Source organism: Bacteroides oleiciplenus YIT 12058 (assembly GCF_000315485.1).
Taxonomy (GTDB): Bacteria; Bacteroidota; Bacteroidia; order Bacteroidales; family Bacteroidaceae; genus Bacteroides; species Bacteroides oleiciplenus.
Genome location: NZ_JH992940.1, coordinates 543,512 through 569,364, shown reverse-complemented (window position 1 = coordinate 569,364; position 25,853 = coordinate 543,512). Strand labels below are relative to the sequence as shown.

At 46.7% G+C, this 25,853-nt stretch carries 22 protein-coding genes; 7 read left to right on the top strand and 15 right to left on the bottom strand.

Annotated elements, in window-relative coordinates:
- Positions 1-83 precede the first annotated feature (83 nt).
- The 4 genes from HMPREF9447_RS02250 to HMPREF9447_RS02235 all read right to left on the bottom strand — a co-directional run bounded on the left by HMPREF9447_RS02250 (position 84) and on the right by HMPREF9447_RS02235 (position 5,133).
- Positions 84-2,048, bottom strand: coding sequence for a tetratricopeptide repeat protein (locus tag HMPREF9447_RS02250; RefSeq protein WP_009127675.1), 1,965 nt, complete (start codon positions 2,046-2,048; stop codon positions 84-86).
- Between the two features lie 136 nt (positions 2,049-2,184).
- Positions 2,185-4,155: a fimbrillin family protein gene (locus tag HMPREF9447_RS02245; RefSeq protein ID WP_009127673.1), complete on the bottom strand. Its 1,971-nt coding sequence runs from the start codon at positions 4,153-4,155 to the stop codon at positions 2,185-2,187.
- A gap of 5 nt (positions 4,156-4,160) precedes the next feature.
- The gene (locus HMPREF9447_RS02240; protein ID WP_009127671.1) at positions 4,161-4,382 is read right to left on the bottom strand and encodes a hypothetical protein; all 222 of its coding nucleotides are present in this window, start codon (positions 4,380-4,382) and stop codon (positions 4,161-4,163) included.
- Positions 4,383-4,773: 391 nt separating this feature from the next.
- Positions 4,774-5,133, bottom strand: a complete 360-nt coding sequence (locus tag HMPREF9447_RS02235) for a lipocalin family protein (protein WP_009127667.1) — start codon at positions 5,131-5,133, stop codon at positions 4,774-4,776.
- 182 nt (positions 5,134-5,315) lie between these two features.
- On the opposite strand from HMPREF9447_RS02235, the gene HMPREF9447_RS02230 reads away from it, so the two are divergent.
- The 7 genes from HMPREF9447_RS02230 to HMPREF9447_RS02200 all read left to right on the top strand — a co-directional run bounded on the left by HMPREF9447_RS02230 (position 5,316) and on the right by HMPREF9447_RS02200 (position 12,896).
- Positions 5,316-6,164, top strand: coding sequence for a helix-turn-helix domain-containing protein (locus HMPREF9447_RS02230; RefSeq protein ID WP_167549113.1), 849 nt, complete (start codon positions 5,316-5,318; stop codon positions 6,162-6,164).
- Between the two features lie 86 nt (positions 6,165-6,250).
- The gene (locus HMPREF9447_RS02225) at positions 6,251-6,841 is read left to right on the top strand and encodes a DUF417 family protein (protein ID WP_009127661.1); all 591 of its coding nucleotides are present in this window, start codon (positions 6,251-6,253) and stop codon (positions 6,839-6,841) included.
- Between the two features lie 4 nt (positions 6,842-6,845).
- Positions 6,846-8,201: an FAD-dependent oxidoreductase gene (locus HMPREF9447_RS02220; protein ID WP_009127660.1), complete on the top strand. Its 1,356-nt coding sequence runs from the start codon at positions 6,846-6,848 to the stop codon at positions 8,199-8,201.
- A gap of 116 nt (positions 8,202-8,317) precedes the next feature.
- Positions 8,318-9,472: an ABC transporter substrate-binding protein gene (locus tag HMPREF9447_RS02215; protein WP_009127657.1), complete on the top strand. Its 1,155-nt coding sequence runs from the start codon at positions 8,318-8,320 to the stop codon at positions 9,470-9,472.
- Positions 9,469-10,506, top strand: coding sequence for an iron ABC transporter permease (locus HMPREF9447_RS02210; RefSeq protein ID WP_009127655.1), 1,038 nt, complete (start codon positions 9,469-9,471; stop codon positions 10,504-10,506). Before HMPREF9447_RS02215 ends, HMPREF9447_RS02210 begins: the two co-directional genes overlap by 4 nt.
- 18 nt (positions 10,507-10,524) lie before the next feature.
- Positions 10,525-11,538: an ABC transporter ATP-binding protein gene (locus HMPREF9447_RS02205; protein WP_009127653.1), complete on the top strand. Its 1,014-nt coding sequence runs from the start codon at positions 10,525-10,527 to the stop codon at positions 11,536-11,538.
- On the top strand, positions 11,535-12,896 hold the full coding sequence (locus HMPREF9447_RS02200) for an MATE family efflux transporter (RefSeq protein ID WP_009127652.1): 1,362 nt from the start codon (positions 11,535-11,537) through the stop codon (positions 12,894-12,896). Before HMPREF9447_RS02205 ends, HMPREF9447_RS02200 begins: the two co-directional genes overlap by 4 nt.
- An 11-nt stretch (positions 12,897-12,907) precedes the next feature.
- Here HMPREF9447_RS02200 and HMPREF9447_RS02195 read toward each other — a convergent pair whose 3' ends face one another.
- The 11 genes from HMPREF9447_RS02195 to HMPREF9447_RS02145 form a co-directional block, all read right to left on the bottom strand.
- Entirely contained in the window at positions 12,908-13,591 is a 684-nt protein-coding gene (locus HMPREF9447_RS02195) for a porin family protein (protein ID WP_009127651.1), read from the bottom strand.
- Between the two features lie 75 nt (positions 13,592-13,666).
- A complete protein-coding gene (kdsR, locus tag HMPREF9447_RS02190; protein ID WP_009127649.1) occupies positions 13,667-14,470 on the bottom strand; it encodes a 3-ketodihydrosphingosine reductase in 804 nt (267 codons plus the stop codon).
- A gap of 14 nt (positions 14,471-14,484) precedes the next feature.
- A complete protein-coding gene (gene cbiD, locus HMPREF9447_RS02185; protein ID WP_009127648.1) occupies positions 14,485-16,380 on the bottom strand; it encodes a cobalt-precorrin-5B (C(1))-methyltransferase CbiD in 1,896 nt (631 codons plus the stop codon).
- A 29-nt stretch (positions 16,381-16,409) separates the two neighbouring features.
- Positions 16,410-18,218 (bottom strand): precorrin-4 C(11)-methyltransferase, encoded by a 1,809-nt coding sequence (gene cobM / locus HMPREF9447_RS02180; protein WP_044137636.1) that lies wholly within the window; start codon positions 18,216-18,218, stop codon positions 16,410-16,412.
- Positions 18,219-18,241: 23 nt separating this feature from the next.
- On the bottom strand, positions 18,242-19,525 hold the full coding sequence (locus HMPREF9447_RS02175; protein ID WP_044137635.1) for a bifunctional cobalt-precorrin-7 (C(5))-methyltransferase/cobalt-precorrin-6B (C(15))-methyltransferase: 1,284 nt from the start codon (positions 19,523-19,525) through the stop codon (positions 18,242-18,244).
- A gap of 9 nt (positions 19,526-19,534) precedes the next feature.
- A complete protein-coding gene (gene cobJ, locus HMPREF9447_RS02170; protein WP_009127640.1) occupies positions 19,535-20,953 on the bottom strand; it encodes a precorrin-3B C(17)-methyltransferase in 1,419 nt (472 codons plus the stop codon).
- A gap of 157 nt (positions 20,954-21,110) precedes the next feature.
- A complete protein-coding gene (locus HMPREF9447_RS02165) occupies positions 21,111-21,929 on the bottom strand; it encodes a sirohydrochlorin cobaltochelatase (protein WP_009127638.1) in 819 nt (272 codons plus the stop codon).
- 48 nt (positions 21,930-21,977) lie between these two features.
- Positions 21,978-24,041, bottom strand: a complete 2,064-nt coding sequence (locus HMPREF9447_RS02160; protein WP_044137335.1) for a TonB-dependent receptor plug domain-containing protein — start codon at positions 24,039-24,041, stop codon at positions 21,978-21,980.
- 147 nt (positions 24,042-24,188) lie between these two features.
- On the bottom strand, positions 24,189-24,515 hold the full coding sequence (locus HMPREF9447_RS02155; RefSeq protein ID WP_009127634.1) for a DUF2149 domain-containing protein: 327 nt from the start codon (positions 24,513-24,515) through the stop codon (positions 24,189-24,191).
- A 78-nt stretch (positions 24,516-24,593) separates the two neighbouring features.
- Positions 24,594-25,193, bottom strand: coding sequence for a MotA/TolQ/ExbB proton channel family protein (locus tag HMPREF9447_RS02150; RefSeq protein ID WP_009127632.1), 600 nt, complete (start codon positions 25,191-25,193; stop codon positions 24,594-24,596).
- Between the two features lie 44 nt (positions 25,194-25,237).
- A complete protein-coding gene (locus HMPREF9447_RS02145; protein WP_009127630.1) occupies positions 25,238-25,795 on the bottom strand; it encodes a hypothetical protein in 558 nt (185 codons plus the stop codon).
- Positions 25,796-25,853 lie beyond the last annotated feature (58 nt).

Here is a 25,853-nt window from a genome sequence, read left to right as displayed (position 1 = left end):
TTGTTAGTGATTAATGGTTAGTGTTTAGTGATACATGAATAATGCTTACTGAAAAGCTGTGCAAAGATAACTAAAAACTAATCTTATCCCTTCATGATCCTTCTTATTTCCGCATCCAGTGAAGCCTTCTCCGGAATAGTAAGTTTTGGTCTTAACCGATAGCGTATCCTGGTGACGCTGGTGGAAGCTATGCCTAATATCCGGGCTATTTCTTCTGTGGTTTGATTAATAAGGATAAGCATACACAACAGTTCTTCATTTTTTGTGATATTGGGACAGGCGCTGCGCAAGCGGATAAGAGCTGTAGGATAGATTTCGGAAAAGGCTACGCGAAATTCAGTTTCCTCTTTCGAAGTCAACATGGCAGGAGACAGAGTTTCCATCAACTTGTTGAGTTCGCCGCCGGACTGGTTTGAAGCTTGTATTTCGGTCAATTGGCGTAATAGCTCTTGATTGCGTTCATGAAGTTCATAGCGTGATTCGATGATCCTTTTCAACTCCTTTTCTTTTTCATTCAGGCGGATGGAGGCGAGTCGGTGTCTGGACCAGAACCAGGTGCCCAGGAGAAGAATGAAAAGAATAAAGGCGATTGTGCCGATGGTGTAAGTGCGGATTACACTGTTACGCAAGGCTATATCTGCTGTGAGCAGGCGATTTTCCTGTTCTATTTTCTCTGTTTCATAACGTATATGGGACGCTATGGATTCGCGAATGGATTTTTCATGAGTCACGGAGTCGATAATCATATTGTACCGGGGGAGCAAGGCTTTGGCGGCTTTCATCATGCCGGTGTGGTGATAACTGTCGAGCAATAATCGGTTATTATGATTTTCGGTTTCCCAGTCTCCGCGGATTTTAGATAAGTCAACGGCTTTTTCGAGCAAGGGAATGGCTTCTTTATATCTTCCGGCCAGATACGTCGCTTTTCCATAACCCATGTAATAGTCGAGTTGCATGTAACCGGGAACTTTATCTTTTATTTCCTCAAAACCGGTCAGGGCATTTGGTAGCGAGTCTGGGAATTCGGCTTTTGCATCCAACTTTTCCAGTTGCACACGTATCTGACCGCGCGGGTTTGTGGCTCTGACATAGAAACTGTCGGCAAGGTTGAGTGCTGAAAAGGCGGAGTCAATGAGCCCCATTCTTTTATAAATCAGAGCTCTTCTTTCATACAGGCTTGCTGCCATACCCCAAGTCTCGTTGTCTTCCCTGAACTGGCGGAGTCCTTCGTCGTTGTAGTGCAAGGCTTTATCGAAGAAGCTAAGTTCGGTATAATTTCCGCAGAGGTTGATAGCGGCCAGCATCACACCACGTGGATTCTGTGCTCTGTCACTCTGTTCCATGACTTCCTGACAGAGTTTTATGCCTTTCTGAAATTCATTTTTCCGGATATAGATGTTCGCCAAGTTTGCCATGGCCTGCGGATACAGTCCGGTATCGTCATAGGCTCCGTTTCTCATTGCTTCGGCAGCCCGCAGCAAAGTGGGTTCTGCCCGTGTTTCGGTGGAGTCGACAGCCATATAGGTGATTCCGGCGGCTATGGTACAGAAAAGTTCGCTCGAGGGATCATTGTTTTCATGGATGCTCATAGCTTGGTCGAGAAGTTGGCAGGCTTCGGCACGACGACCAAGGGTTTGCAGCATTTGTGCATCACATACCAGCATTTCACGTTGGCAATGCCGGGATAGTATCGGGTGGTTCATCTCTCTGAGCCGGAGGAAATGTTCGTGCCCTTCGGTGATTCTTCGGGAATGATTGTATGCGAACATCAAGTGTCTGATTGCGTAGGACATCAGACGTCGGGCGTCGTCCGGTGATAGTCCGTCGGGATGTTGGTTGCTCTGGATAGGTAACAGGAAAGTGGAGTCGAGCAGGGCGATAGCGCTGTCATATTCTTTTTCCAGGCGGAATTGATTGGCTTTGGCTATGATTGCCACACTGTCTGTGTGAAAACGGGAGGGGGCAGGAGGGGTACTTCCCAGCGGCTTGTTGCAGCTTGCTATAGCGGACATAAGAATGATAAACAGGAGTATAAAATACTTGTTCATTTTGTTTAGAGTATTGGTATTGGTCTCAAAAATAGGTAAAACGATTGGGTTAAGAAAGCGGGAAGGAGAAAAATCTCTTTTCTCCTTCCCGGCATATGAATGAATTTGCGGTTACTTCTGGCTGAAAAACTTGGGATTAATGGGCGCTTTCATCGTCAGTAGCGGGTGTCCAAGCGGGATTACTCCCGATCCATTCTGATTGGTCGCCTACGCTTTCATTGCAGGAATAAACGGTAGAATTTTTAGCGAAGCCTATCAAATATCCAAGTCGTACAGTCCCATTTGAAGTTGTATTAAAATCTTTCGTTAGATTTCTGTTAAAATGGCAATTTGCTAACTCTGTCATTCCAACAATCCCCCCGATATCAACAGAAGAAAGACTATTGCCGGATATAGAACCTTGATTACAGCATCCCAAAACCTTTCCAGGATGATATCCAGCAATTCCGCCTACCATTACAGAATAATTCGTATTTGAACGTTCAGTATCAGAAAGTATGATGGAAGAACTATTAACACAATACTTAGTTTCATTTGTGAGAAGTGTAGCTTTCCCTATTATACCTCCAATCCTAACTATTCCACCTTTACAATTCACATTTGTTTTGCCTGTTGCAGAACAATTTTGGATATGGGAACTTGCATTTCCAACTATTCCACCTATACCTAAATAGCCATAACCCAAACTTCCATCTGATATTTGCATTTCTCCCGATATTGTACAATTACGTACTGTTATTGGCACATCTGTACTTGTCATATAAATATAGCCTGCAACACCACCTACTCCAAATTCTGAATTACTCGCTCCCTCCGGACTTCCAAAAGACCATGTAACGTTGGCTGCTATATGAAGATTTTGTATCAATGTAGCATTTGAGTTATTACGTACATAGCCCCAAAAGCCAAAGTGTTGGATATCGTTCGAAAAAGCTCCTTTCAGTTCACCACTTATAGTATGTCCGCCTCCGTCAAAGTTTCCGCTAAAAGGTTTGGAAGATGAAATTCCTATGGGCGTCCATGTATTAGCCGTTACTTTTATATCGGTAGTCAGTTTAAAGTACTTGTCCAAATATGCTTCTCCGGCTTCTACCTGTTCAATCAGATATTTCAGGTGTGAGGCATTCTCTATCAGGTAAGGATTGTCCTCTGTACTACCTTTATCGTCGCTTTGATCCCACGTTACGCCTGCTACATCATTATCAAACTCACTGGCAATACCATATCCCTCTTCTACTATATTTTTTAAAGTAAGCTTCGAATTGTAAACTCTGCCTGCTTCATAAGAAAAATCTCCGTCAAAGGAAACTGTATAATTGTAAACCATACCATCGCTACCCGTCACGGCAACAGCCAGTTGCTGGCTTAATGTAGAAGGAAGTATCGCCATATAAGCCGTATGTTCATTACTTGTTGCATTTACTATGGACATGGTAAGCTGTTTGGCCGTTGCTAGAATGCTTTCATCGCTTGCTTTCTGTGCTACCACAATACCTGCTTCGTCTTGTGTACTAAGTGATATTGATTTGGGAGAAACATCTGTTGGCAATGTAACCATAAACTTCAGGACAGCTATTTTGTGCAAGAAATTAATCGTTATTATCGAAGTACTAGCAAAAGTAACTATAGCCGTCATAAAATTATAATCGGCAAGATGAGCACGCGGTTTACTTGCATCTTGTATCTGCCCTAATACACTGAAATAACAGTCCGCCCATTTTTTCTCTGCGCGAGAATCAGGGAAGAAAGCATTCGCGTCAATACTGACACCTATATTTGATTCTGCCTTAAATTCTGCAATTTTTCCATTACCAACATAAGGGGAAGGAATAGCAAATGTTGTAGATTTAGTATCATTGCTGGAGTAAACTCTGAAAGCATCGTTTTCAGTCCACTTAACAATAAGTCCATGATTATCGGTGTCGTCATGAGTCATGCGGGTTAATGCACCACCTTGAGTAGCCACAATAGTCATAATTTCAAGAGTCTTATCATTATCATCAACAAAAGATACCTCATCATTTTGTGAACATGCGCTTAATATTAGCAGTCCAATCGCAATAGGCAAAAATAGTCGGCCTGTCTTTGCAAAGATAGATGTTTTCATAGCAATTATTTTTCAATAGTTAGAATGTCATTAATGAGATCTTCTAAGTCACTAAATGCACTTGCGCTTTGAATACTATTTTTTGTGCGGCTTGTTGTGTAATTCCTCCCTGGCAGTGCAGGATTACCGCCTGTAAAATCAGAAAGAGCTATTACACCTTCATTTTCTACCTCTATCACCTCAATCGTCGGTGATAGATACTTTTCTTTGATTGTTTTGTTATTCATTGTTTTTTAAGCAAAACTAAGGAATATAGCCAGAAAAGTGCTAAGAAAACGACTGTACAATTCTCTGTACAATTTGTGCGGTATGAACGCAACTGGTTAGATATCAGAATGTTCTGGAGATGTTTTCAACATCGCTTTTATGTTGATTTATAGCGTTTCGTAAAAAGTGGATATGCAAAGGCTAATGACTAAGATAACGAATACTAATTCGTCCCTCCATAAGGGGACGCAATGTACCTTATGGAGGGACGAAAAGTTTTCCATGGAGGAACGAAAAGCTCCTTATGGTGGAACGAATTAGTATTCGTAGGCAAAAATGTTGGGGACTTCTATAGCTCTACGTAACAAACGGTATTCAGTGACTAAAGTAGAGATTTGCTATTGATTGAATCTATTTCTTATAGTAAGTTACAGAATCACCATCAGCACTGAGAACCATCTTGTTTCCAGAGATTGTGCCCTGAGATGTGACTTTTCCTTCTTTGATAGTTATTTTATCACCGTCTACGGAGTAAGTTCCAGTGGATTCTTCTTGACCATCTGCTGCATTTATAACTCCATCTCCATTAGCATCATATTGATAAATCAAGGTGACTGTTGTTTTCTGGAATTTTAATGTGCGTATTTCGTCTTCATCATCAGCAACCCAGGTAGTTCCGTCTAAAGAGTTTGAATCGTTGTCGTCATCGCTACTGCACGCAGAAAATACTGTAGCCATGAGGGCTACGAGGATAAATGTAAGTTTTTTCATGTTTTTATTATTTAAATGATTATTAATTGTTACTTATTCATTCTCAGTAAGTAACGCCGCAAAAATACAAAAGTATTTTGAAATATAATTGTAATAATGATTGTTTTTCTTGCATCCACCCCCGGAATAATGTATTTTTGTATCTCAATGTGCGACAAAGAACACTAACTCTTAATTATATGATGGATTATCAATTAAATACCCCCCTGAACGGGAATCTGGCAATGACTTCTTGCTTTCACGAAAATAAAGCACTACAGCAAGACACTACCTTATACAAATTTATATGGGTGCGCAGCGGCATCCTGACTGTTGAGATAGACCATATCCCGATGCGGCTGGAACAAGACGAAATTGCCTGTCTTACACCCCTGCATCATATCGAAATAAAAGAGGTAGAAGGTGAATACCTTACTTTCCTGTTTAATAGCAATTTTTATTGCATCTTCGGCCATGACGACGAAGTATCGTGCAATGGCTTCCTTTTTCACGGTTCTTCCCAGGTGATGCGATTAAAGCTCTCTCCGGAGCAGTCGACCAATCTGAATGATATTGTCCGCATCTTCCGTCAGGAATCTACTGTTCGCGATAACCTGCAAGAAGAAATGCTGCGCATTATCCTTAAACGTTTCATTATCACCTGCACCCGTATTGCCCGTGAAAAGTGCGGCGTTACTCCGGAACAGGAAAAAGCTTTTGATATCGTCCGCCGTTTCTATATATTGGTTGACCAGAACTTCCGCGAAAAGAAACAAGTGCGGGATTATGCCGATCTTTTATTCCGCTCTCCCAAAACTCTTTCCAATCTGTTTTTTTCCTGTGGAGTCCCTTCTCCGTTGCGCATCATTCACGAACGAGTAGAGGCAGAAGCCAAACGCTTATTACTTTATACTCCTAAAAGTGCTAAGGAAATCAGCGAACTCCTGGGTTTCGAAGACTTGTCCACGTTCAGCCGTTTTTTTAAGAAAATGACGGGCGAAAGTGTGTCGGATTTCCGCAAATCGAATACAACGGGAAGTATTGCCAACTGATACGGCAGAATTGCCATTTCACGTTCCATCATAAACCCCGATTTTTGCATCAGAAAAACAAAACAATTAATTAATGCAATAATCGTATGAAAACAAAATTACAATCAATGTTCGTGACGGCTCTTACTTTGGCTGCGTCAACTCAGAAGTTAGGTATTAACCTTATCCGTGTGGCAATTCTGGTTATTTTCGTTTGGATAGGCGGATTGAAGTTCTGGAATTATGAAGCCGAAGGTATCGTGCCTTTTGTGGCAAACAGTCCTTTTATGAGCTTCTTTTATACGCATAGTGCTCCCGAATATAAGGAATACAAACTGAAAGAAGGTGAATTTGATGCCGTGAAACATGAGTGGCACAATGAAAACAATACGTATGGCTTTTCTCATGGGCTGGGCATTCTTATCATGACCATTGGCGTTCTTACTTTTCTGGGCATCTTTTGGCCGAAAGTAGGTTTTGTAGGAGCGGGGCTTGCAATTATTATGACTATTGGTACGCTGTCTTTCCTTGTCACTACGCCCGAAGTATGGGTACCCAATCTGGGCAGTGGCGAGTCTGGCTTCCCATTATTGACCGGTGCCGGAAGATTAGTTATAAAAGATACAGCCATTTTGGCCGGTGCAATTGTTGTATTAGCAGACAGTGCCCAGCGGGTGCTGAAACAATTAAAGAAATAGAGATATGAAAAAGTATGATGCTATCATTATCGGCTTCGGGAAGGGAGGAAAAACCCTGGCTGCCGAATTTGCAAAACGCCAAAAGACGGTTGCAGTAGTGGAACGTTCAAATCGTATGTACGGAGGTACTTGTATTAACATTGGTTGTATTCCTACAAAAACGCTGGTACATCTGGCTAAAGAAACCCCGGCTAAGGCTACGTGGAAAGTAAAGAGAGAATATTACCGTCAGGCCATCGGCTGCAAGGAAGAGGTGACTTCTTTTCTGCGGAACAAGAACTATCATAACCTGGCCGACAATCCTAATGTAACGGTTTATACAGGTGTAGGTGCATTTACCGGCCCCGATGTGGTAGAAGTGCGGACTGCAGAGGAAGTGATAGAATTACAAGCCCCGCAGATATTCATAAATACCGGTGCGGAAACCATTATACCTCCCATCGAAGGAATAAAAGATAATCCTCGTGTATACACCAGTACTTCTATCATGGAACTGGAAGAACTTCCTGAACGATTGGTGATTGTGGGCGGAGGTTATATCGGACTGGAATTTGCTTCAATGTATGCCTCTTTTGGCTCGAAGGTGACAGTACTTGAAGGGTATCCTGAACTGATAGGCCGTGAAGACAGGGACATTGCAGACAGCGTAAAGTCGGTATTGGAGAAGAAAGGCATTGTTTTTCATCTGAATGCACGAGTACAGTCAGTAGATAGTTCAACTGTGATTTATCAGGATGTTGTGACGAATGAAATTCATCATCTGGAGGGAGATGCCATCTTGTTGGCAACAGGGCGTCGTCCGAATACTTCGGACTTAAATCTGGATGCGGCAGGCGTGAAAGTGGATGAACGTGGAGCGATTATCGTGGATAAATGGTTGCGAACTACCAATCCCCATATCCGTGCTATCGGAGATGTGAAAGGTGGGTTACAGTTCACTTATATTTCTCTGGACGATTACCGCATTATCCGTGAGGATTTGTTCGGTGCAGGAGAACGCCGCACGGATGACCGCGAGCCTGTCAGCTATTCAGTATTTATCGACCCTCCTTTGTCACGTGTCGGACTGAGCGAAACGGAAGCACGCAAGAAAGGATTGGATATAAAAGTTAATACTCTGCCCGTCGGTGCTATTCCGCGTGCACGTACCTTAGGGGAGACGGATGGATTATTCAAAGTGGTGGCAGATGCCCATACCAATAAGATATTGGGTTGCACCCTGTTTGGTCCGGAAACGAGTGAAATAATCAACATCGTATCAATTGTGATGAAGACAGGACAGGAATACACCTTCCTGCGGGATTACATCTTTACACATCCCAGCATGAGCGAAGCGCTGAATGACCTGATGAATTTTTAGACATGCTTATATAATAGGTGTTCGGGCACAAATTCGGTTAAATTATTGGACGGGTATTTGCGTATCTCCCTAAAAATGACGAATATTGTGCCCGAATTCTATACACCTTTATAGTCATGAAACGAACTACTGCGATAACTGCCGCTTTTCTTAGTATCTTATGTGTGGCTTGCGGCCCGAAAAATAAACAAAACTCTGCTGATATACAGGCTACTGTAGCTTCTGCTTCAACTACGGATTCAATATATCCGGTTTATGCGGAAGGGTTTGAAGTGAAATATCTTCCTAACCATGTTCGTCTGGTGAACCTTCGTGACCCGCAAAACGAAAACAGTAACACTTTCCATTATGCCTTGGTACCCCGGGGAATGAAAGTTGAGGACATTCCTTCTGATTATACAGTGATTGAAACACCTGTGCGTAGTGCCATTTGTATGACTTCGCTGCAATTATCTAACTTCATCAAACTGGAGGCTTGTGATAAGGTGGTCGGTATAACCAGTACCCGTCATCTTTTCAATAAAGAAATGAATGAGCGTTTAAAGTCCGGTAAAACTGCAAAAATCGGTATTGAAGGAAATTTCGATAATGAAGTAATCATGAGTGTCAATCCTGATGTTATTTTTATTTCTCCTTTTAAGCGTGGGGGATATGATACGATGCGTGAAATCGGCATTCCATTGGTTCCTCATTTAGGATATAAGGAAATGACTCCGCTGGGGCAAGCTGAGTGGATAAAGTTTGTCGGATTGTTCATTGGACAGGAAAAAGAGGCGAATGAGAAGTTCGCAGCTATCGAGAAGCATTACAATGACCTGAAACAATTGGCTGCCGATGTGGAAAAACGACCAGTAGTGTTCAGTGGTGAGATACGTGGCGGCAATTGGTACGCAGTGGGAGGGAAGAGCTTCTTGGCGCAGTTGTTCCGTGATGCGGGAGCTGACTACTTTTTGAAGGACGATCCCCGTTCCGGTGGTGTTACACTGGATTTCGAAACTGTATATAGCCAGGCGGAAAGTGCCGATTATTGGCGCATCGTGAACAGTTACGACGGTACTTTCTCTTATGACGCCTTGAAATCCCTTGATCCGCGTTATGCTGATTTCCGTGCATTTCGTGACAAGGGGGTCATTTATTGCAATATGCGCGAACAACCTTTCTACGAAAGTATGCCGATGGAGCCGGAAGTAGTACTGGAAGATTTGATTCACGCTTTTCATCCTGATTTATTGCCCGATTACCAACCTAAATACTACGCACGTTTGCAATGAAAAGACCGACACTGCTCTTGATGCTGGTAATATTGGTATCTATCTTTCTGTTCTTTCTATTGAACTTGTTGTTAGGGTCGGTTCATATCCCGTTACGTTCCGTCTGGAACATTCTCTGGGGGAGTACGGACGAGTCCATTATCTGGCAGAATATTATCTGGAAATCCCGTGTACCACAGGCTTTGACTGCATTGGTGGCGGGAGCGGGATTGTCCGTCAGCGGGTTGCAGATGCAAACGGTGTTCCGTAATCCATTGGCGGGGCCGTCGGTATTGGGTATCAGTTCGGGTGCCAGTCTGGGTGTGGCTTGTGTGGTATTGTTATCCGGTGCGATGGGTGGTGTGGCATTGAGCAAACTTGGATATATGGGCGAGGTGGCATTATCTATTGCGGCTATAATCGGAGCGCTGTCGGTGATGGCGCTTATTGTGTATGTCTCGCAAAAAGTGAAGGGAAATGTGACGTTGCTGATTATCGGTGTGATGATAGGTTATGTGGCAAGTGCCATTATCGGTGTATTGAAATATTTCAGTGTGGAAGAGGACATCCGTGCGTATGTTATCTGGGGATTGGGTAGCTTTGCCCGTGTATCAGGTGACCAGATGATATTATTTGTCTGCATCATGGCAGTGCTGTTGCCGCTTTCGTTCCTGTTGATAAAGACAATGAATCTGTTGCTGCTGGGTGATGGATATGCACGAAACCTGGGACTGAATATCAAACGGGCGCGCCTGCTGGTGATTTCCTGTTCCGGCGTGTTGGTGGCGATTGTGACGGCATATTGCGGGCCGATTATGTTTGTCGGATTGGCAGTACCCCATCTTTGCCGGGCCATTTTTCATACATCCGACCATCGGATATTGATGCCTTCCACATTGCTGGTGGGTGCTTCGCTGGCATTGGTTTGTAACCTTATCGCCCGTATGCCTGGATTCGAGGGAGCTTTGCCCGTGAATTCGGTGACGGCACTGGTGGGTGCTCCGGTGGTGGCATCCGTACTTTTCAGAAAGCGAAAAGGGGAACTGGAAGAGTAATTTGAAAATAGAGAAGTTTTGAAACAGGAAACTATACATATTAAGAATTTGTGCATCGGCTATCCCGGCAAAGGGGATGTGAAAGTCGTAGCAAGTGATATTTGTGCCGGTATCAACAGTGGAGAATTGACTTGCCTGCTGGGTGCGAACGGCGTAGGGAAATCCACACTACTGCGCACTCTTTCCGCTTTTCAGCCGAGGCTGTCCGGCGAAATACGTATTGAGGGAAAGGATATCAGCTCTTATACGGACAAACAACTCTCAAAAGTAATCAGTGTGGTCCTGACCGAAAAGTGCGACATCCGCAATATGTCTGCAGTAGAGCTTATCGGTCTGGGGCGTAGCCCGTATACCGGCTTTTGGGGAACACTTTCCAAAGAAGATAAAGCGGTGGTGGACCATGCCATCGAGTTAGTCGGAATATCTCATCTGGCCCACCGCATGGTGCATACGCTGAGCGATGGCGAGCGGCAGAAAGTGATGATTGCTAAAGCCCTTGCGCAGGAAACTCCAGTCATTTATCTGGATGAACCGACCGCTTTTCTCGACTTTCCGAGCAAGGTGGAGATGATGCAATTGCTTCATCTGCTGAGCCGTCAGACAGATAAGACCATTTTCCTTTCTACCCACGACCTGGAACTTGCCTTGCAGATTGCCGATAAAATCTGGCTGATGGATAAGGTGAACGGAGTTACCATCGGTACCCCCGAAGACCTTTCACTGGACGGAAGTCTCAGTTGCTTCTTTGCCCGTAAGGGAATTGCTTTTGATTTGGAGACTGGCTTATTTCGCGTGAATAATGAATATACTTCCCAAGTCCGACTCATCGGGCATGGACAGAAATATGCCATGGTGCGGAAAGCTCTGCAAAGAAATGGTATTCTGGCAAACCGAAACGTCGAGTCGGACGTTTATATAGAGACAGGAGATTTGAAAGGTGACGGCACCTTTGTGCTTCATCCAGCCAGCGGGGAAGCGATTACCGTGCAAACCATTGATGAACTGCTTGCAGAGATTGTAAAAATTCGATGAGACATTCGGCAAAAGATAATTATGTCTATCTGACTACAGCCCCGGTGCCCCGTCTGATAGTATCGTTGGCTGTGCCTACGATTATCAGTATGTTGGTTACGTCGTTCTATAACATGGCGGACACCTATTTTGTGGGGAAAATCAATACCCAGTCCACGGCGGCTGTGGGGATTGTGTTCTCCGTCATGTCCATCATTCAGGCGGTGGGATTCTTCTTCGGACATGGTTCAGGAAACTATATTTCGCGAAAGCTGGGTGCGCAGGAGACTGAAAATGCCGAGAAGATGGCGGCAACAGGCTTTTTCTGGGCATTGTTTACGGGAATTGCTCTGGCTGTAATCGGGCTGATATTTCTTACTCCGCTTTCGTTGGCATTAGGCTCTACGCCTACCATATTGCCTTATACGGAGAAGTATCTGGGCATTATTTTGCTGGGGGCTCCGTTCATGACTGCTTCTCTCGTGATGAACAATCAAATCCGTTTTCAGGGAAATGCAGCGTATGCGATGGTGGGAATTGTTTCGGGTGCAGTCATCAATGTGGTGCTGGACCCAATACTGATATTTGTTTTTGATATGGGAATATCAGGTGCAGCATTGGCCACAGTGATTAGTCAAATATGTAGTTTCTTCTTGCTGTTGTACATGGGCAGCAAGGGAGGGAATATCCGTATCCGTTTCAAGTATTTCACTCCTTCACTGGCTTTTATAAAAGAGATTATCGGTGGAGGTACTCCGTCGCTTGCCCGTCAGGGACTGGCAAGCGTGGCAACTATCTTGCTGAATGTAGCTGCCGGGGCTTATGGTGATGCAGCCATTGCGGGTATGTCTATTGTGACCCGTATCGCTATGTTTATTAATGCTTTCCTGATAGGTTTCGGACAAGGTTTCCAGCCGGTGTGTGGCTTCAATTATGGGGCGGGACTTTATGGACGTGTTCGTCAGGGGTTCTGGTTTTGTGTAAAGGTAGGCTCCATTTTCTTACTGGTATGTGCAGTGGCAGGTATGGGGTTTGCCGAAGAGATTGTTTCCGTGTTCCGTAAGGGAGATCCCGATGTGATAGCGGTGGGGGCTGCTGCTTTGAGATGGCAGTTCATTACTTTCCCGCTGGGCGCTTGGATTGTGGTCAGTAATATGATGTTGCAGACTATTCGTAAACCTGTCAAGGCTACCATTCTTTCTTCTGCCCGTCAGGGACTGTTCTTCATTCCGTTGATTTTTATCCTGCCTTACTATTTGGGATTGCAGGGAGTGGAGATGTGCCAAGCCACCGCAGATCTTCTTACTTTCCTTCTCGCCATTCCGTTGACGGGGAGTGTATTGAATGAGATGAAGCGGAAACAGGCGGAGCAAATATAACCTGCCAGAGATTAAAATCTATATCCTACAGTAAAGAAAGAAGCAAGGTTCTTGGGAGAGAATGTTTCAATACCGGAGTTTTGCAACAGGTTATCCAACTGGTCGTTTACTTTAATCAGACCCAACTGAAGTTCTGCTCCGAAGATGAATCTGTGATATTCGATGTTAAGACCGAACATGAGCCCGGCATCAAAACGCTTATTTCCCATTTTATCGTCTATCAGATTGCCGAAAGTATCCAAACGGAATCTATAACCTTTACTTCCGTGATGGACACTACTGCTATAATCATATTGTTCCTGCATTTCGCCCGACGTTTTGCCGCCTACACCGTAAGCGATGTACGGACCGGCACTCAATGAGGCACTGTAGTTCTTGCCAAGGTTGAGTCGGGCGGCCATCATCACAGGCAGTTGGATGTACAGTTCATTCATGTTCGCCTTGCCTACGTACTCTATGTCTTCACGGGCACCTATCGATACGAAATTCAGTGAGGGCTGGAACACCCATGTGCGGTTGAGTTCATAGTTCATGCCGACACCTACTTTGTAGGCGATGCGTGTGTCGCTTTCTACATTTTCTCCATAGAAGTTGGAGGTGCCGACTCCGGCTTTTACCTGAAAGGAAATAGGGGATTGGGCTGTTGCTCCCAATGCTATGATTGCAAAGAAAACGGTGAGAATAGTCTGTTTCATTGTTTGAACCTTGTAAAGGGTTGATGTTTATTTGGTCGCAAAGATATAAATTATATGATTACATGCAATTATCATTTAATAGAACTTTCTTATCAGCCAATCCACTATGCTGAACGGTAGCATTGGCTTGATTCGGGCAAAAAATACCTGTTCCCACGGACCCACTTTGGTGCGGAATGCCGGTTGGTGGTTGTTTACCAGTTTACAGATAGTTTTACCTAGTTTTTCAGGGTGGCAACCATTGTTCTCGGATTGTTCCACATTCTGCATTACTTTCGCGAAATGTTCCTTGTAGTAGGGATGGGAGAGGGTAGTTTTGCTCATCTGCCGTTGTGCAGTGAAGCCAGTCTGGAAATCTCCTGGTTCAACAATGCATACCTGTATGCCGAAAGGCTTCACCTCCTGATAAAGAGCTTCGCTATAACCTTCAATTGCAAACTTGGAGGCACTGTAGAAAGCTTGGTAAGGAACGGCAAGCACTCCTGCAATGGAACTGATATTGATGATTCGTCCCTGTCCTGCCTCGCGCATAAAGGGTAAGACTGCAGCGCACATACGGACAGCGCCTATGAAATTGGTGTTCATCTGGCGCTGTATCTCGTCTTCGGTAGTCAGTTCTATGGCTCCGCTGATGCCCATACCTGCATTGTTGACAAGCACATCGATACATCCCTGTTCTGCCAGAATCGTTGATATGGCATTTGAGACAGAGGTTGGGTCAGTGATGTCCAATTGCAGCATCTTGAAATCCGGGACATCGGAAATGGCTTTCCGACTGGTGCCGTAGACGATGTGACCTTGTGCGGCTAATTGCGTTGCAATGACTTTTCCAAAACCGGAAGAAGCACCGGTAACGAGGATTATTTGCGGATGTTTCATAGGTTCTAATACTTTTATGTGATTATTTCCCCTTCTTCGCTGATGAGCAGGATGGTAAGTTCTCCTTGGGGTAGTAACGGGTCGCAGTGCCGGTGACATAGTTGAAGCAGATGTTTGCAAAATGCACGCAGGTCGTTGTCGGAGAGCAACGTCCATAGTTCGCGGGCTAGGGTGATTTTCTCAATCACGGTCTGCACATCTTCACTGCATCCGGCAGTGAAGGCTATTTCCCGCAAGAAGTCTTTGTTCATTGTCACTTGCTTGCTGTGAGTGTCCAGATTGCCTTCTGCCAGTTTCACAGCTTTTCCCATCATGATGCCTAAGGTTAGTGCTTTGATATTTAATTCGGCGGCCATCTTTATGGTTTCTCCGATGAAGTTCCCGTAATGAATGAAAGCCTGCGGAGGCAATTGAGGATAATATCCCCGCACATATTTCTCACTTTTAGCACCGGAGTTGATGACGATGCGCGGGCTTCCTGTGGCTCGTCCCACCTCCATTGATTTGCGGATGGAGTCAACGAATGCTTCCGAGGAGAAAGGCTTCACGATGCCTGAGGTTCCGATAATGGAAATTCCGCCTTCTATTCCCAGACGGGGATTGAAGGTGCGCCGGGCTATTTCTTCGCCACCGGGGACGGAGATGGTGATGGCATACGGATTGGGCTGCTTGGGAATTCGGAGCGTTTTGAGGCACCGTTTTACATTATCCTCAATCATCTTGCGCGGGGTGTCGTTGATGGCGGGTCCACCTACCTCAAGCCCCAGACCGGGCATGGTGACGATACCTACTCCTTCGCCACCGCAGACGATAACAGTGTAGTCGTCTACGGGCGTATCCTTGGGCGCTGGGTCGTCCAGACGGAAAGGGACGGCAACGTTGGCTCTGATTTCCATGCCATTAGTGATGTCAGGGTCGTCACCCGCATCTTTGATGACGGAGGCATTGGTTTCCATCATCCAATCGTCATTCAGAAAATCGGAATGGGGAAAGAATTCCTGCTTTTCAACGAGGACGAAGATGGTTTCTCCGTTAGGGAGAGTAACGGGAAATTCTTTGGGGCGTGACTGGCGTTGGATGTTGAAGAGATCCCAAGTGGCGGCCACGGCAGCAGCAGCGGCACAGGTGCCGGTGGTGAGTCCGCTACGCAAAGGGTAGAAGTCGGGAAGGAGTTTCTCGACCATCCGGCGCAGTCCGTGTTCACCTTCAATGGGAATGAAACTGTTGGGCATGTTCGGGCGGCAGATAGCAAAGATACGGATACCTTCTGCAAGGGCGGCTTCCACTTTTTCGCTGAATCCGCCGGAACGTCCGCTTTCCTTTATCAGTATGGCTTCGGGATGCAACTTCTGTATCAGGTGGCGTTCGTCTTCGCCATCATGATAGTAGTGGAGATGCTCTTCGGGAAAACCTTCGCGGGCAGCAAGGCGGCGTGAACTTTCGCGGTCAAGGATGCGGAAGTAGCAACAGGCGTTTTCCTGCCAGAGGGGTTTTAGTTTGGCTATACTCTGCACGCCGGTCAGTGCCAGAAGAATGAATATTTCCTGTTCGCGTATCTGCCGGATGGCGTCGTCGAAGTTGTGGCACCAGGTGATGTTCTTTTCATCACGAGGTGGGTAGATGCGCTCGAAGCGGATGACGGGGAGGGTGAGTTTCATGGATACGGCTTCCACGGTCCGGTGCAGTTGTTCGGCAAAGGGGTGGGCGGCGTCAACTATCAGCGCTATCGATTGTTTGCGGCAAAAACGTTCCATGTCCAGTTCGTCCATGGCGCCTTGCAGGCGGATACCGTGGTGCATTATTACTTCCTGCTCGTCTCCTTTGGTAGAGTAGTAGAATGGTTTTCCAGCTTCTTCAAGGGTACGGACAGCAATGCGTCCTTCGGTGGTTCCGCCTAATATTAAAATCATAATTTGAAGTTTTAGTTATCAGTTATCTTTTATTTGCGAAAGAGATGTTTGAACTCGTGGGCGTAGAGCCGTGAAAGTCCTTCGCGATTACCGATGGCATCGCCTACCACAATCATGGTGGTGAGTGTCAGGTTGTTCTCTTTTACTATCGCGGCAAGGTCCTTCAAGTCTCCGCGGTAGATGCGCTCATCCTTCCAGGTGAGGCGGTAGCAGACGGCGACGGGAGTGGTGGCAGGGTATACCTGCAAGAGCTCTTCCTGCACTTGCTGGGCGATGCCGGCACTGAGGAAGATGCACATAGTGCTCTGCGAACGTGCAAGCAGGTGGAGTTGTTCGCGCTCCGGCATGGGGGTGCGTCCTTCGCCACGGGTGAGGATGATGCTTTGCACCTTCTCGGGGATGGTGAACTGCGATTTCAGTGCGGCAGCGGCGGCCTGGAATGAGGAAATTCCCGGCGTGATGTGATAGTTCATCTGATGCTGGTCGAAGTAGTTCATCTGCTCTTGAATGGCACCGTAGATGCAAGGGTCACCCGTGTGAAGGCGAACAACGAATTCGCCTCTGTCATAAAACTCTTTCATCAGGGCAAACTGTTCTTCCAAGTCCATAGATGCCGAACTGCGCACCGTGGCACCCGGCTTGGCGCAAAACGTCAGTTCGCGGGGGACAAGACTGCCTGCATAAAGAATCAGGTCCGCTTTTTCCAGCATTTGGCGGCCACGCACGGAGATGAGGTCGGGGTCGCCTGGTCCGGCACCGACGATTTCGATGTGACCCTGGCGGAGTACACCTTTTTCAATGGCTATGGCCATGGTGTAGTTTTCGCCTTTTAGTTTGTACAGCAGCAGTTCTCCACCATTAGCGGAAAGGGAAGCGGCGGCTTCGGAGACGCTGGGCGTGCCCATGTGTTTCTCTACCACGGGGCTGGGATTGGGGACGGAGACTTCTTTCAGCTCGTCCGCACTGTAATAATGTATTTGGTAAGCGCGTGCCAGTTCTTGGATGACCGGTTCGTCGCGTTTCTCGTTGATGGTAGCGATGCACTTCACGGCACGGGGCATGATGCAGTTGTCAATCATCCTGTAGAAGATTTTCTGGATGATGTCTTGCACCGGACCTGCCTGATGCGCCAGTCCGATGCCGACATGCAGCACTTGGGGGACGAAGAACAGGGCGGGTGTCTCCTGGGTGTTGTGCAGAAAAGGGGTGACAAGTATCACCAGTTCATACTCGCTGAGCTCTATGTCTCCAAACCGCCCGTAGTGAATATCCACGTGCGGGGGACAAGTCTTTTCCAGATAATCCGTTCCTGCGTCGCGGACTTCGAGGAAGAGGGCGGTGGGGACTTTCTTCACGAAAAGGCTGATGATATTGTTCATCATACCGTCTTCCGTTTCACCGGGAATAGTAGCCCAGTCGTATTTATCACCCAGAGTATCCAGGGCCCAGAGTCCAGTACGGTCGCTTTGGGTGGTGATGACGGGTTCGGCACCGAGAATGTGGGCGATGCTTTCTGTCATTTCGTTGGCTTTGCCGATGTGTCCTGAGAGGACGGAAACGGCATAGCGGCCAGTGCTGTCCACGCAAATTACGGCGGGGTCGGTATGCTTATCTTTCACGTGGGGGGCGATGCTGCGGACACAGATGCCCATGGCACCGATGAAGATAAAAACATCGTAACGGTGGAAAGTCAGGGCCATGAATTCTTCGTAAGAAGAAACATACGTACAATCGGGGGCGGGAGTGGTGGTGATTATCTCGGAGTCGGGAAATTCATTACTCAGCGTCCGCGCAATGGGCAGGCTGTTTTCGGAAATCAGCATAATAGCTACCTGCATAGGGGTGCTTTCATTATTTCTATTCATAAGATTGCTTTCATTATTTCTATTGGGTTATATTCATTGAGTGTAATGTGCAGGGAGGGGTGCAGAAACATTCCTGCGGTTTCTGTTCCTTTGCGGAACAATTCCCTGCTATTGGGGGATACGGAGTTGAAGACGATACAGCCGTCGGGTTGCAACACTTCCTTGAGGCGTATCAGTATTTCTTCTAATTGCCCGCCATGTCCCCCGATGAAGACGGCATCGGGGCGGGGAAGGTCTTTCAGTTCAGTTTGCAGGAAGTCTCCGATGATTGCCGTGATTCCCGGTGCACCGAACCGGCGGGAGTTGGTGCGCATCAGTTCTTCACCTTCGGGGCGTATCTCGAATGAGACGACCGTGAGGTGCGGAAATTGCAGACGGGCTTCGATGGAGACGGAACCTGTGCAGAATCCAATGTCCCAGAAGACACGGCGACGATTGAGTTCCAAAGCTTGCAAGGTAAGCAGGCGGATAGGAGATTTGGTTATCATACGGGCGCGTCCGTCGAGGTGGGCGAATTGTTCGTCGGGGAGGCCGAAGGGGCGGGGCGGAATTTCTCCGGAATGAGGGAGGCTTGCACGCTCTGACGAAGGAGGTTCGTCAAGTCTGACGAGTGAGGTTTGTATGGTCTGATGAGTGAGGTTCGCATATAGCAGTAAATTATTGGGGTGCTCAAAAGCCTCTTCTGAGGCTTCTTTAAGGTCCAGTTGCCGGATACGTTCTTTTTCGGGATTGCCGAGGTGCTCGCCAACGTACATGGTGTAGTAGTTGTAACCGTATTCCAGCATTCGGGCGGCAATGGTGGCAGGTGTATGTTCACGGTCGGTCAGTATTCCGATTTTGGGAGTGCGCTCTATCAGGGCACGGTCAAACTCTTGCCACGGACGCCCGGTCAGGGAGACGGTACGCATGTCATCGTAAGGCATTACCAACTTGTGTGCTAATGCCTGCAAAGAGTTGAAAGCCGGATAGAGCTGTATTTCCGCATCAGGCAATTTTCGTTTTACGGTGTTGGCAAAGCCGAAAAACAATGGGTCGCCGGAGGCGAAAACGATGATTGGCGTATCGGAAGCAAACACTTTTTCATATTGAACAAACACATTATCCAACGGCACGGTAATGGAAATCCATTCCGCACCTTCCGGAAGCAGTGTCCCTACAATCTCCCGATGGCGCAAACCACCGGAGAATATTTTTCCTTCACGTATATGTTGCAGCACTTCGGGCGGGAAGAAAGGTGCCCGTTTGTCGTCCATGCCTATGATTATAAACTTTCGTTTCATGGTTATCATTTATACATCCCGCCCCGGTCTCAATTGTTCCGCATCATTATAACAAAGTATCGCATTCACCAGAGTTGCCGCCAGATTGCTACCACCTTTACGTCCTTCCACAATCAGCTTCGGAATTTCAATAAACGGCTTCACCATATGTTTAGATTCCTGCACATGTACGAAACCTACGGGGGCAGCAATTATACCGCCCGGTACAGCTTTTCCTTTCCGTACCAGATCGCAAAGTTCCATCAACGCTGTCGGCGCATTTCCAAATACGAACAATGCGTCCGGATGCTCTTCCACCGCCAGGCGTATGCCTGCCTGTGTACGGGTAATTCCTTTATCCGCAGCCATAGCTGCCACCCGCTCGTTGGTGAGATAGCATTTCAGCTCTACACCCAGTCGTTGCAAGGCACCTTTACGAATTCCACTGGCAGCCATCGTCACATCCGTAACAATCGTTTTCAGTTCTCCTTCCACTATCTTCTGATAAAGTTTCTCCACCGCGCCGTCGTCCGTATAAAGCAGATTCTCCATGTCAAAATCCGCCGTTGTATGGATGGCATGCAGTAATGCCCATTTATGGCCGAGCGGGATATCCTTATTCTTCAATTCCGACTCGATGGTACGGAAACTCTGTATCATGATGTCCTGACCGATTCCCTTGGTCGGTTGGCTGTCCATATCCGGGCGATTATAATATCCTCGTGGCGTGATGAACTTATCTCCCCATGCATAAGACTGTGAATTGCCAATCAACACCACAGTAAACATATCCACTTCTTCGGGATTGAAATCGCCAAGTATTGTCAGGTGTACTTCCTCTTCTTCGCGTCCTGCCTGGCGCACATAGCCCACCGGTGTTTCCGGAGCACGTCCTTCAGCCAGGAATATTTCTTTCAGGCGATAAAGTTGCCAGTAGCGCCCTTCACTTTTCGGGTTGTAAACAGCCGTTACGAAATCAGCCATTGCCGCCGCACGGATGCGCCGTTCGATGCGTTCCCACGGAGTCATCAGGTCAGAAAGGGAAATTACGCAGAAGTCATGTCCCACGGGAGCACCCAGCAGCGAGGCCGCTTTCTGGAAAGCACTGATACCCGGCAAAGCGATCACTTCCACCGCACTATTCCGTTCTCGCTTCATCTCATAAATCAGTGGTGTCATGCCATAAATTCCCGCATCGCCGGAACTGATGACGCAAACCGTCTTTCCTTGTTCCGCCAGTTCAAAAGCCTGCTCTGCACGGGTGCGTTCCCGCTTCATGCCGGTGTCTATACATTCTGTTCCGGGGTGGAGATAAGGTTGGATAAACTGGAAATAATATTTATATCCCACTACTACATCTGCCTCTTGAACCGCATTCAGAACTGCGGGCGTGATGTCTTGTTCGCTGCCCGGACCGATGCCGGCAACTATTATCTTAGGCTGTTTCATATCGCTTTTATTTCTACAATGCAAAGATACGTTCTATTCTTTAAACTTCGGGTATAAAAGGGTGTAAAAAGGGGGACAAAAAAGGGCTACACCCTTTACCCGGAATGGTGTAGCCATCCGAAGCAAAGGGTGTAGCCCTGAGGAGGAAAGGGTGTAGCTATTTCAACAATGCCTCTATGTGCTCCATATAGAGCTTCCGGATAGCGGGTAGCTCGCCCAGTCCTTGCATGCGCACGTTCACTTGATAGCCTGCTTTTTCCAGTTCCGGTTGCCACACTCCTACGATGTCTTCCTTCGTATGATTACCGCATACCAGCAACAACGGTACAAGCGTCACTTGCTTCGGACGGGTTTCCTTCAACTGTGCCAATGCTGATTCCAGCGTGGGGTATCCTTCGATGGTGCTGACGTGGAAGTTTTTCAGCCCGTGTGCTTTCATCATATAATCCAGCATGGCGTAAGTTGCCGTACTGGGCAGTTGGTTGCCATGCCCCACATAGATGACATCTTCTTTCTTCCCGGGCTGTTCTTGCGTCAGGATATTAATCACCTTTTCGCAATCCTCTACCGTATAGAGTAGCGGGTTACCCACCTTTATCTCTTTAAAGAACGGCTTCACGCTCTCTGCATCCCGGCGGACGGAAGTCATTTCACTGCCTTCAATCAGCGTGGTGCTTTGTATCAGTACGCACGAATATCCTTCGCTTTTCAGCTTCAGCAATGCATCCACGGGACTGTCTTTATAAACTCCCTGTTTCTCCAGCCTGCGCCGGACGATAGGAGAGATATACGCTTCGCGCACTTCGAACTGCGGAAACTTTTCTTTTGCCTCACGGGTGACTACATCCAGTGTCAGTGCACGTGTATCAGGGTTCGAACTTCCGTAATGAGTAATGAGAAGGGCAGTCTTCTCCTCCTGTGCAGAGGAAAAGAGAGATATGCTCAGTAAACAAAGAGTGATGAAAAAATGCTTCATAAAAATAATGGATTATGTATTCTTTCTTAATGAATAACAGGTTATGTACTAATTCTTAAGTTTTAAAGTCAAGCTCACCACCAACATACGTCCCGGTGAGTACAGGGTGAAGTTCTTCGTCAAAGGGCGCATGTCTCTTTTATTGAAGATATTTTCGACACCGATACCCGGTTCCAGGAAGAAACCACTGAAACAATCGAAGGAGTGGCGTGTGTTGATGTTCCATATGCCATAGCCTGGAGCATCGCCATCGGCATCTCCCGGATAGTAACATTTGCTTTGCAGACGGGCGTTCAGGTTGAGATTCATGGTGTAGTCTCCCCACGAGTGCACGTAGTTTCCGCTGACGGTTGCCGTGTGACGGATGCTGCGTTGGATATTCTGCCAGCCTTCTTCGCCTTTGCCACGGGCATAAGCATAAGTATAGTTACCATTCAGCGTGAAACCGGCGAACGGGTTGCCGGAGAGGCTGACTTCAAAACCACGGACAGTAGCCTTTTCAAAGTTGATATATTCTTTCAGATTGACATTCTTGGTCGATGACAGGTCCGCCAGTTCCGGGAACTCGTTCTTCAACAGTTGTTGCTGGTCGGCGGGCAGGTCATTGAACGCTGTTACTTTAGAAGAAACCATATCCGTCAGATAATTCAGATAACCGGTGACGGAAGCACTGAAACGATTGGTACGGTACTCCATATTGACGGAGTAATAGTTGCTGTGTTCAGGTTTCAGGTCTTCATCACCTATAGAGATGGTGTATTTGCTACCCATCTTCTTGAACATACTGTAATATAATTCGTCCAGACCGGGCGCACGGAATCCGGCTGCGTATGTGGCACGTACGTTGAAGTTGCCAATGTTATACATGGCTGCCACTTTCGGTGTGAAGCGTCCGCCTGCCTGTTCATGATAGTCATAGCGTGCACCTACGATACCTGTGAAGTGATTCCACAACTTTACTTCATGCTGCCCGTAGCCTGATAGGGTGTATACTCCTTTATCAACATCGGCATCGGGGCGGACAAGTATGTCCTGACGGTAGTCTATTCCGAAAACGGTGGTGCTGTTGGTGGTGAAACCGAAGATACCTTTCAGTTCGGCATCATGGAACTTTTGTCTTTTGGTGAATGCGTAGTCGCCTGCCTGATAGTCGCCGGTCGCCAGCATATATTTATAGCGTGAGGTATAGTTGTTGCCTACATAATCCAGTTGGATGGAGGAGCGGTTGTTAAGTTTGTATTTGGCTCCTGTGCCCCAGTTGTAACCTTCATAGTGCGTATTATAATCGTTACCGCCCGCCATGCCCTCACGTTTTATGGGGCGGTCGGTCATGCGCCAATAATATCCGCCGTTGGCATAGAAGGAAAGCTTATCCGTGGCGTCATAGGTGAATTGCTGGGAGAAGTTATTCATGCTGTAGCCGATGGAAAGCTGGTCGAGGGTTTCGACTATGTCATCGTTCTTATCCACTGTCAGGCCGCTGTTTTGCCAGCCGTCCGAGTGGTCGTACTTGTAGGCGGTGTACGAAGCAAGCTTTCCTTTGGCAATGTCCAGGTTGAGGCCCTGGGAGAATTGGTTCTTGCGTGTATATCGGCTGTTGGTGGTGAATGAAACTTCTTCTTTAGGCTGGTTGGTGATGATGTTGATTACACCTGCGATGGCGTCCGAGCCATAGAGTGAAGAGGCAGCTCCGTTCAGCACTTCGATACGTTTTACACGGCTCATGTCTATCTGGCTGATATCGATATTGCCACTGATGTCACCCGTCACTTTCCTTCCGTTGATAAGTATCAATACGTATTTATTGGAAAGGCCGTTCATCATCAGGTACGAACCCATGGCGTTCGGAGAGAAGGAGAGGGAAGGCACCATCATCGTCATGGCCTGCTGAAAGTCCGTGATACCGGCACGTTTTATTTCGTTGGCAGTGATAACGGATACTGGTGCCGGTGTATTTTTCAACCTTTGATGTGTACCGGTTCCGGTTACTACTACAGGATTTAAGTCCACAGTTTTATCTACTGATGTCTCACCTTTGTCAGCCTGTGCCCATGCACTGGCAGTGATGCAACCTCCCATGAGGAGAGTCGTTAATAATCTTTGCTTTATCATAAAATTATCGTTTGTTTAGAGATGCAAAGGTAGGTGGAACATATAGGTAAGGAAATACCCAGTGTTGGGTATTTATAAATGTGAAAATCCTTGTTTTTAGGTATGGCTTTTTTAACTCTTGTCTGAAAAGTTGTTTATGGGTTTCACCTATTCCGGAACATATATAATTTCCCCGCTTTCCAGTTGATAGGCGACGCCTACTTTCTTGCCTCGTTTCCCGGAGGACTCTTGTTCTTCGCTGGGGGTATATTTCTTTATTTTCTGTCCTTCCTTTGTTATGATTTCCATGTTCTCCTTTCCGGGATTCTTTACCATAGTAAAGTCTTCTTTCGAGAACATTTCCGTCATATTGAACCGGGAGACTAAGGCAACCATCAGTGCGACGGCAAAAACCATGGCCACATCGAAAAGGTTGGCTACTGTGCCCATCGGGTCGGAGTCCGTTTGGTTATGAAGCAGTCTGTTTCGTTTCATTGGAATAAAAGTTATGAAATTTATGATTCTGTTATTGTTACTCTATCGCTTTATCACTCTATTACTCTTTCTTGCTTATTATTCTGCAATCCTGTCACTCATCACCTTTTCCAGATATTCCAGGTCATTCATTTCGCGGGCATACCAGCGTTGCTTCACTTGTAGGGTGATAACACCGACGGCAGCAATCACCATGCCGACCACTGTGGTGGCAAAGGCTACCTGCATATTATATGCCATGGATGAAATATCTCCTGTTGCCAGTCCTACGAGGGCGGGGCCCATCGGAATAAGTGTTCCCATTAGTCCCAGCATCGGACCCAGTTTGATGAAGGTGCGCGAACGTCCCAGTTCTTTTTCGGCATCCACTTCGAAGTTGGCAAGCAGGCGTTCGCAGTAGGCGGCATTGTTGCGGTGTTCGGAGAGCTTTTTCAGGCAGCGGAGCAAAGGCTGATTATCGCTTTGGGGCAGGGCGGACAGTTGTTCGTCGATGTTTTCCGGGGTGATGGCTTCCAATATTTCAGAGAGTTGTTTTTGCTGTTTCATCCGTTGGTAGAATTCGCTGAAGAAGCCTCCGGCGAGGATGATGGCACGGACGAAAAATAGTAATAACAGTACAACGACCGGAACAAGCAGTCCGTTTGATATCCAGAAGAGGGCGTTTGATATGGTTTCCATAATGATATTTGTTATTTGATAATGTTTATGATTGAATTTACTTTTTAGTATCCGGTGGCAACTATACTTAACACGATAATAAACAGGTTGACGATGAATAAGAGTTCGAGACGCAGTGCTTCGTTACTTGTTATCATCCTTAGTAATCCAGCACCAAGGCAGATAAACAGAAAGGTGGCAATTGCTGCTATCCATGATAATGTTTTGAAGTCGGTGCCAGGAAAAGCAAACAATGCCTGTGTTAGTACGTAACAAAGAACGCCTCCTATCAATAAGCCTGGATAAAGCCGCAGCAGAAAAGTGACTGTCTGTTTGAACATTGTATTGCGGATATGCATTCCTGCAAAACAATCAAAACAGAAGGTTATCATTGCTACTGCTTCCAAGGTGATGCACACGGACATGTCCAACATTTGATGCCGGGAAGCAAAGAAGGCCATCATTTCTGTCTTGGATTGTTCTGTTGCCCACGGAGTAATGAGCCATACAAATATGGCACAGCATCCCGCCGTCAGCCACGTTCCCCAACGGGGATAGAAGCCGATTTTTAGCAGGAAGCTAAGGGCGATGAAACTTGCTAATAAAGGAATGACGTAATCCATAATGTATATTAGTTGCTTAAATGATAATTTAGCGAAGCGAAGCTTCGCAGTAGTTAGT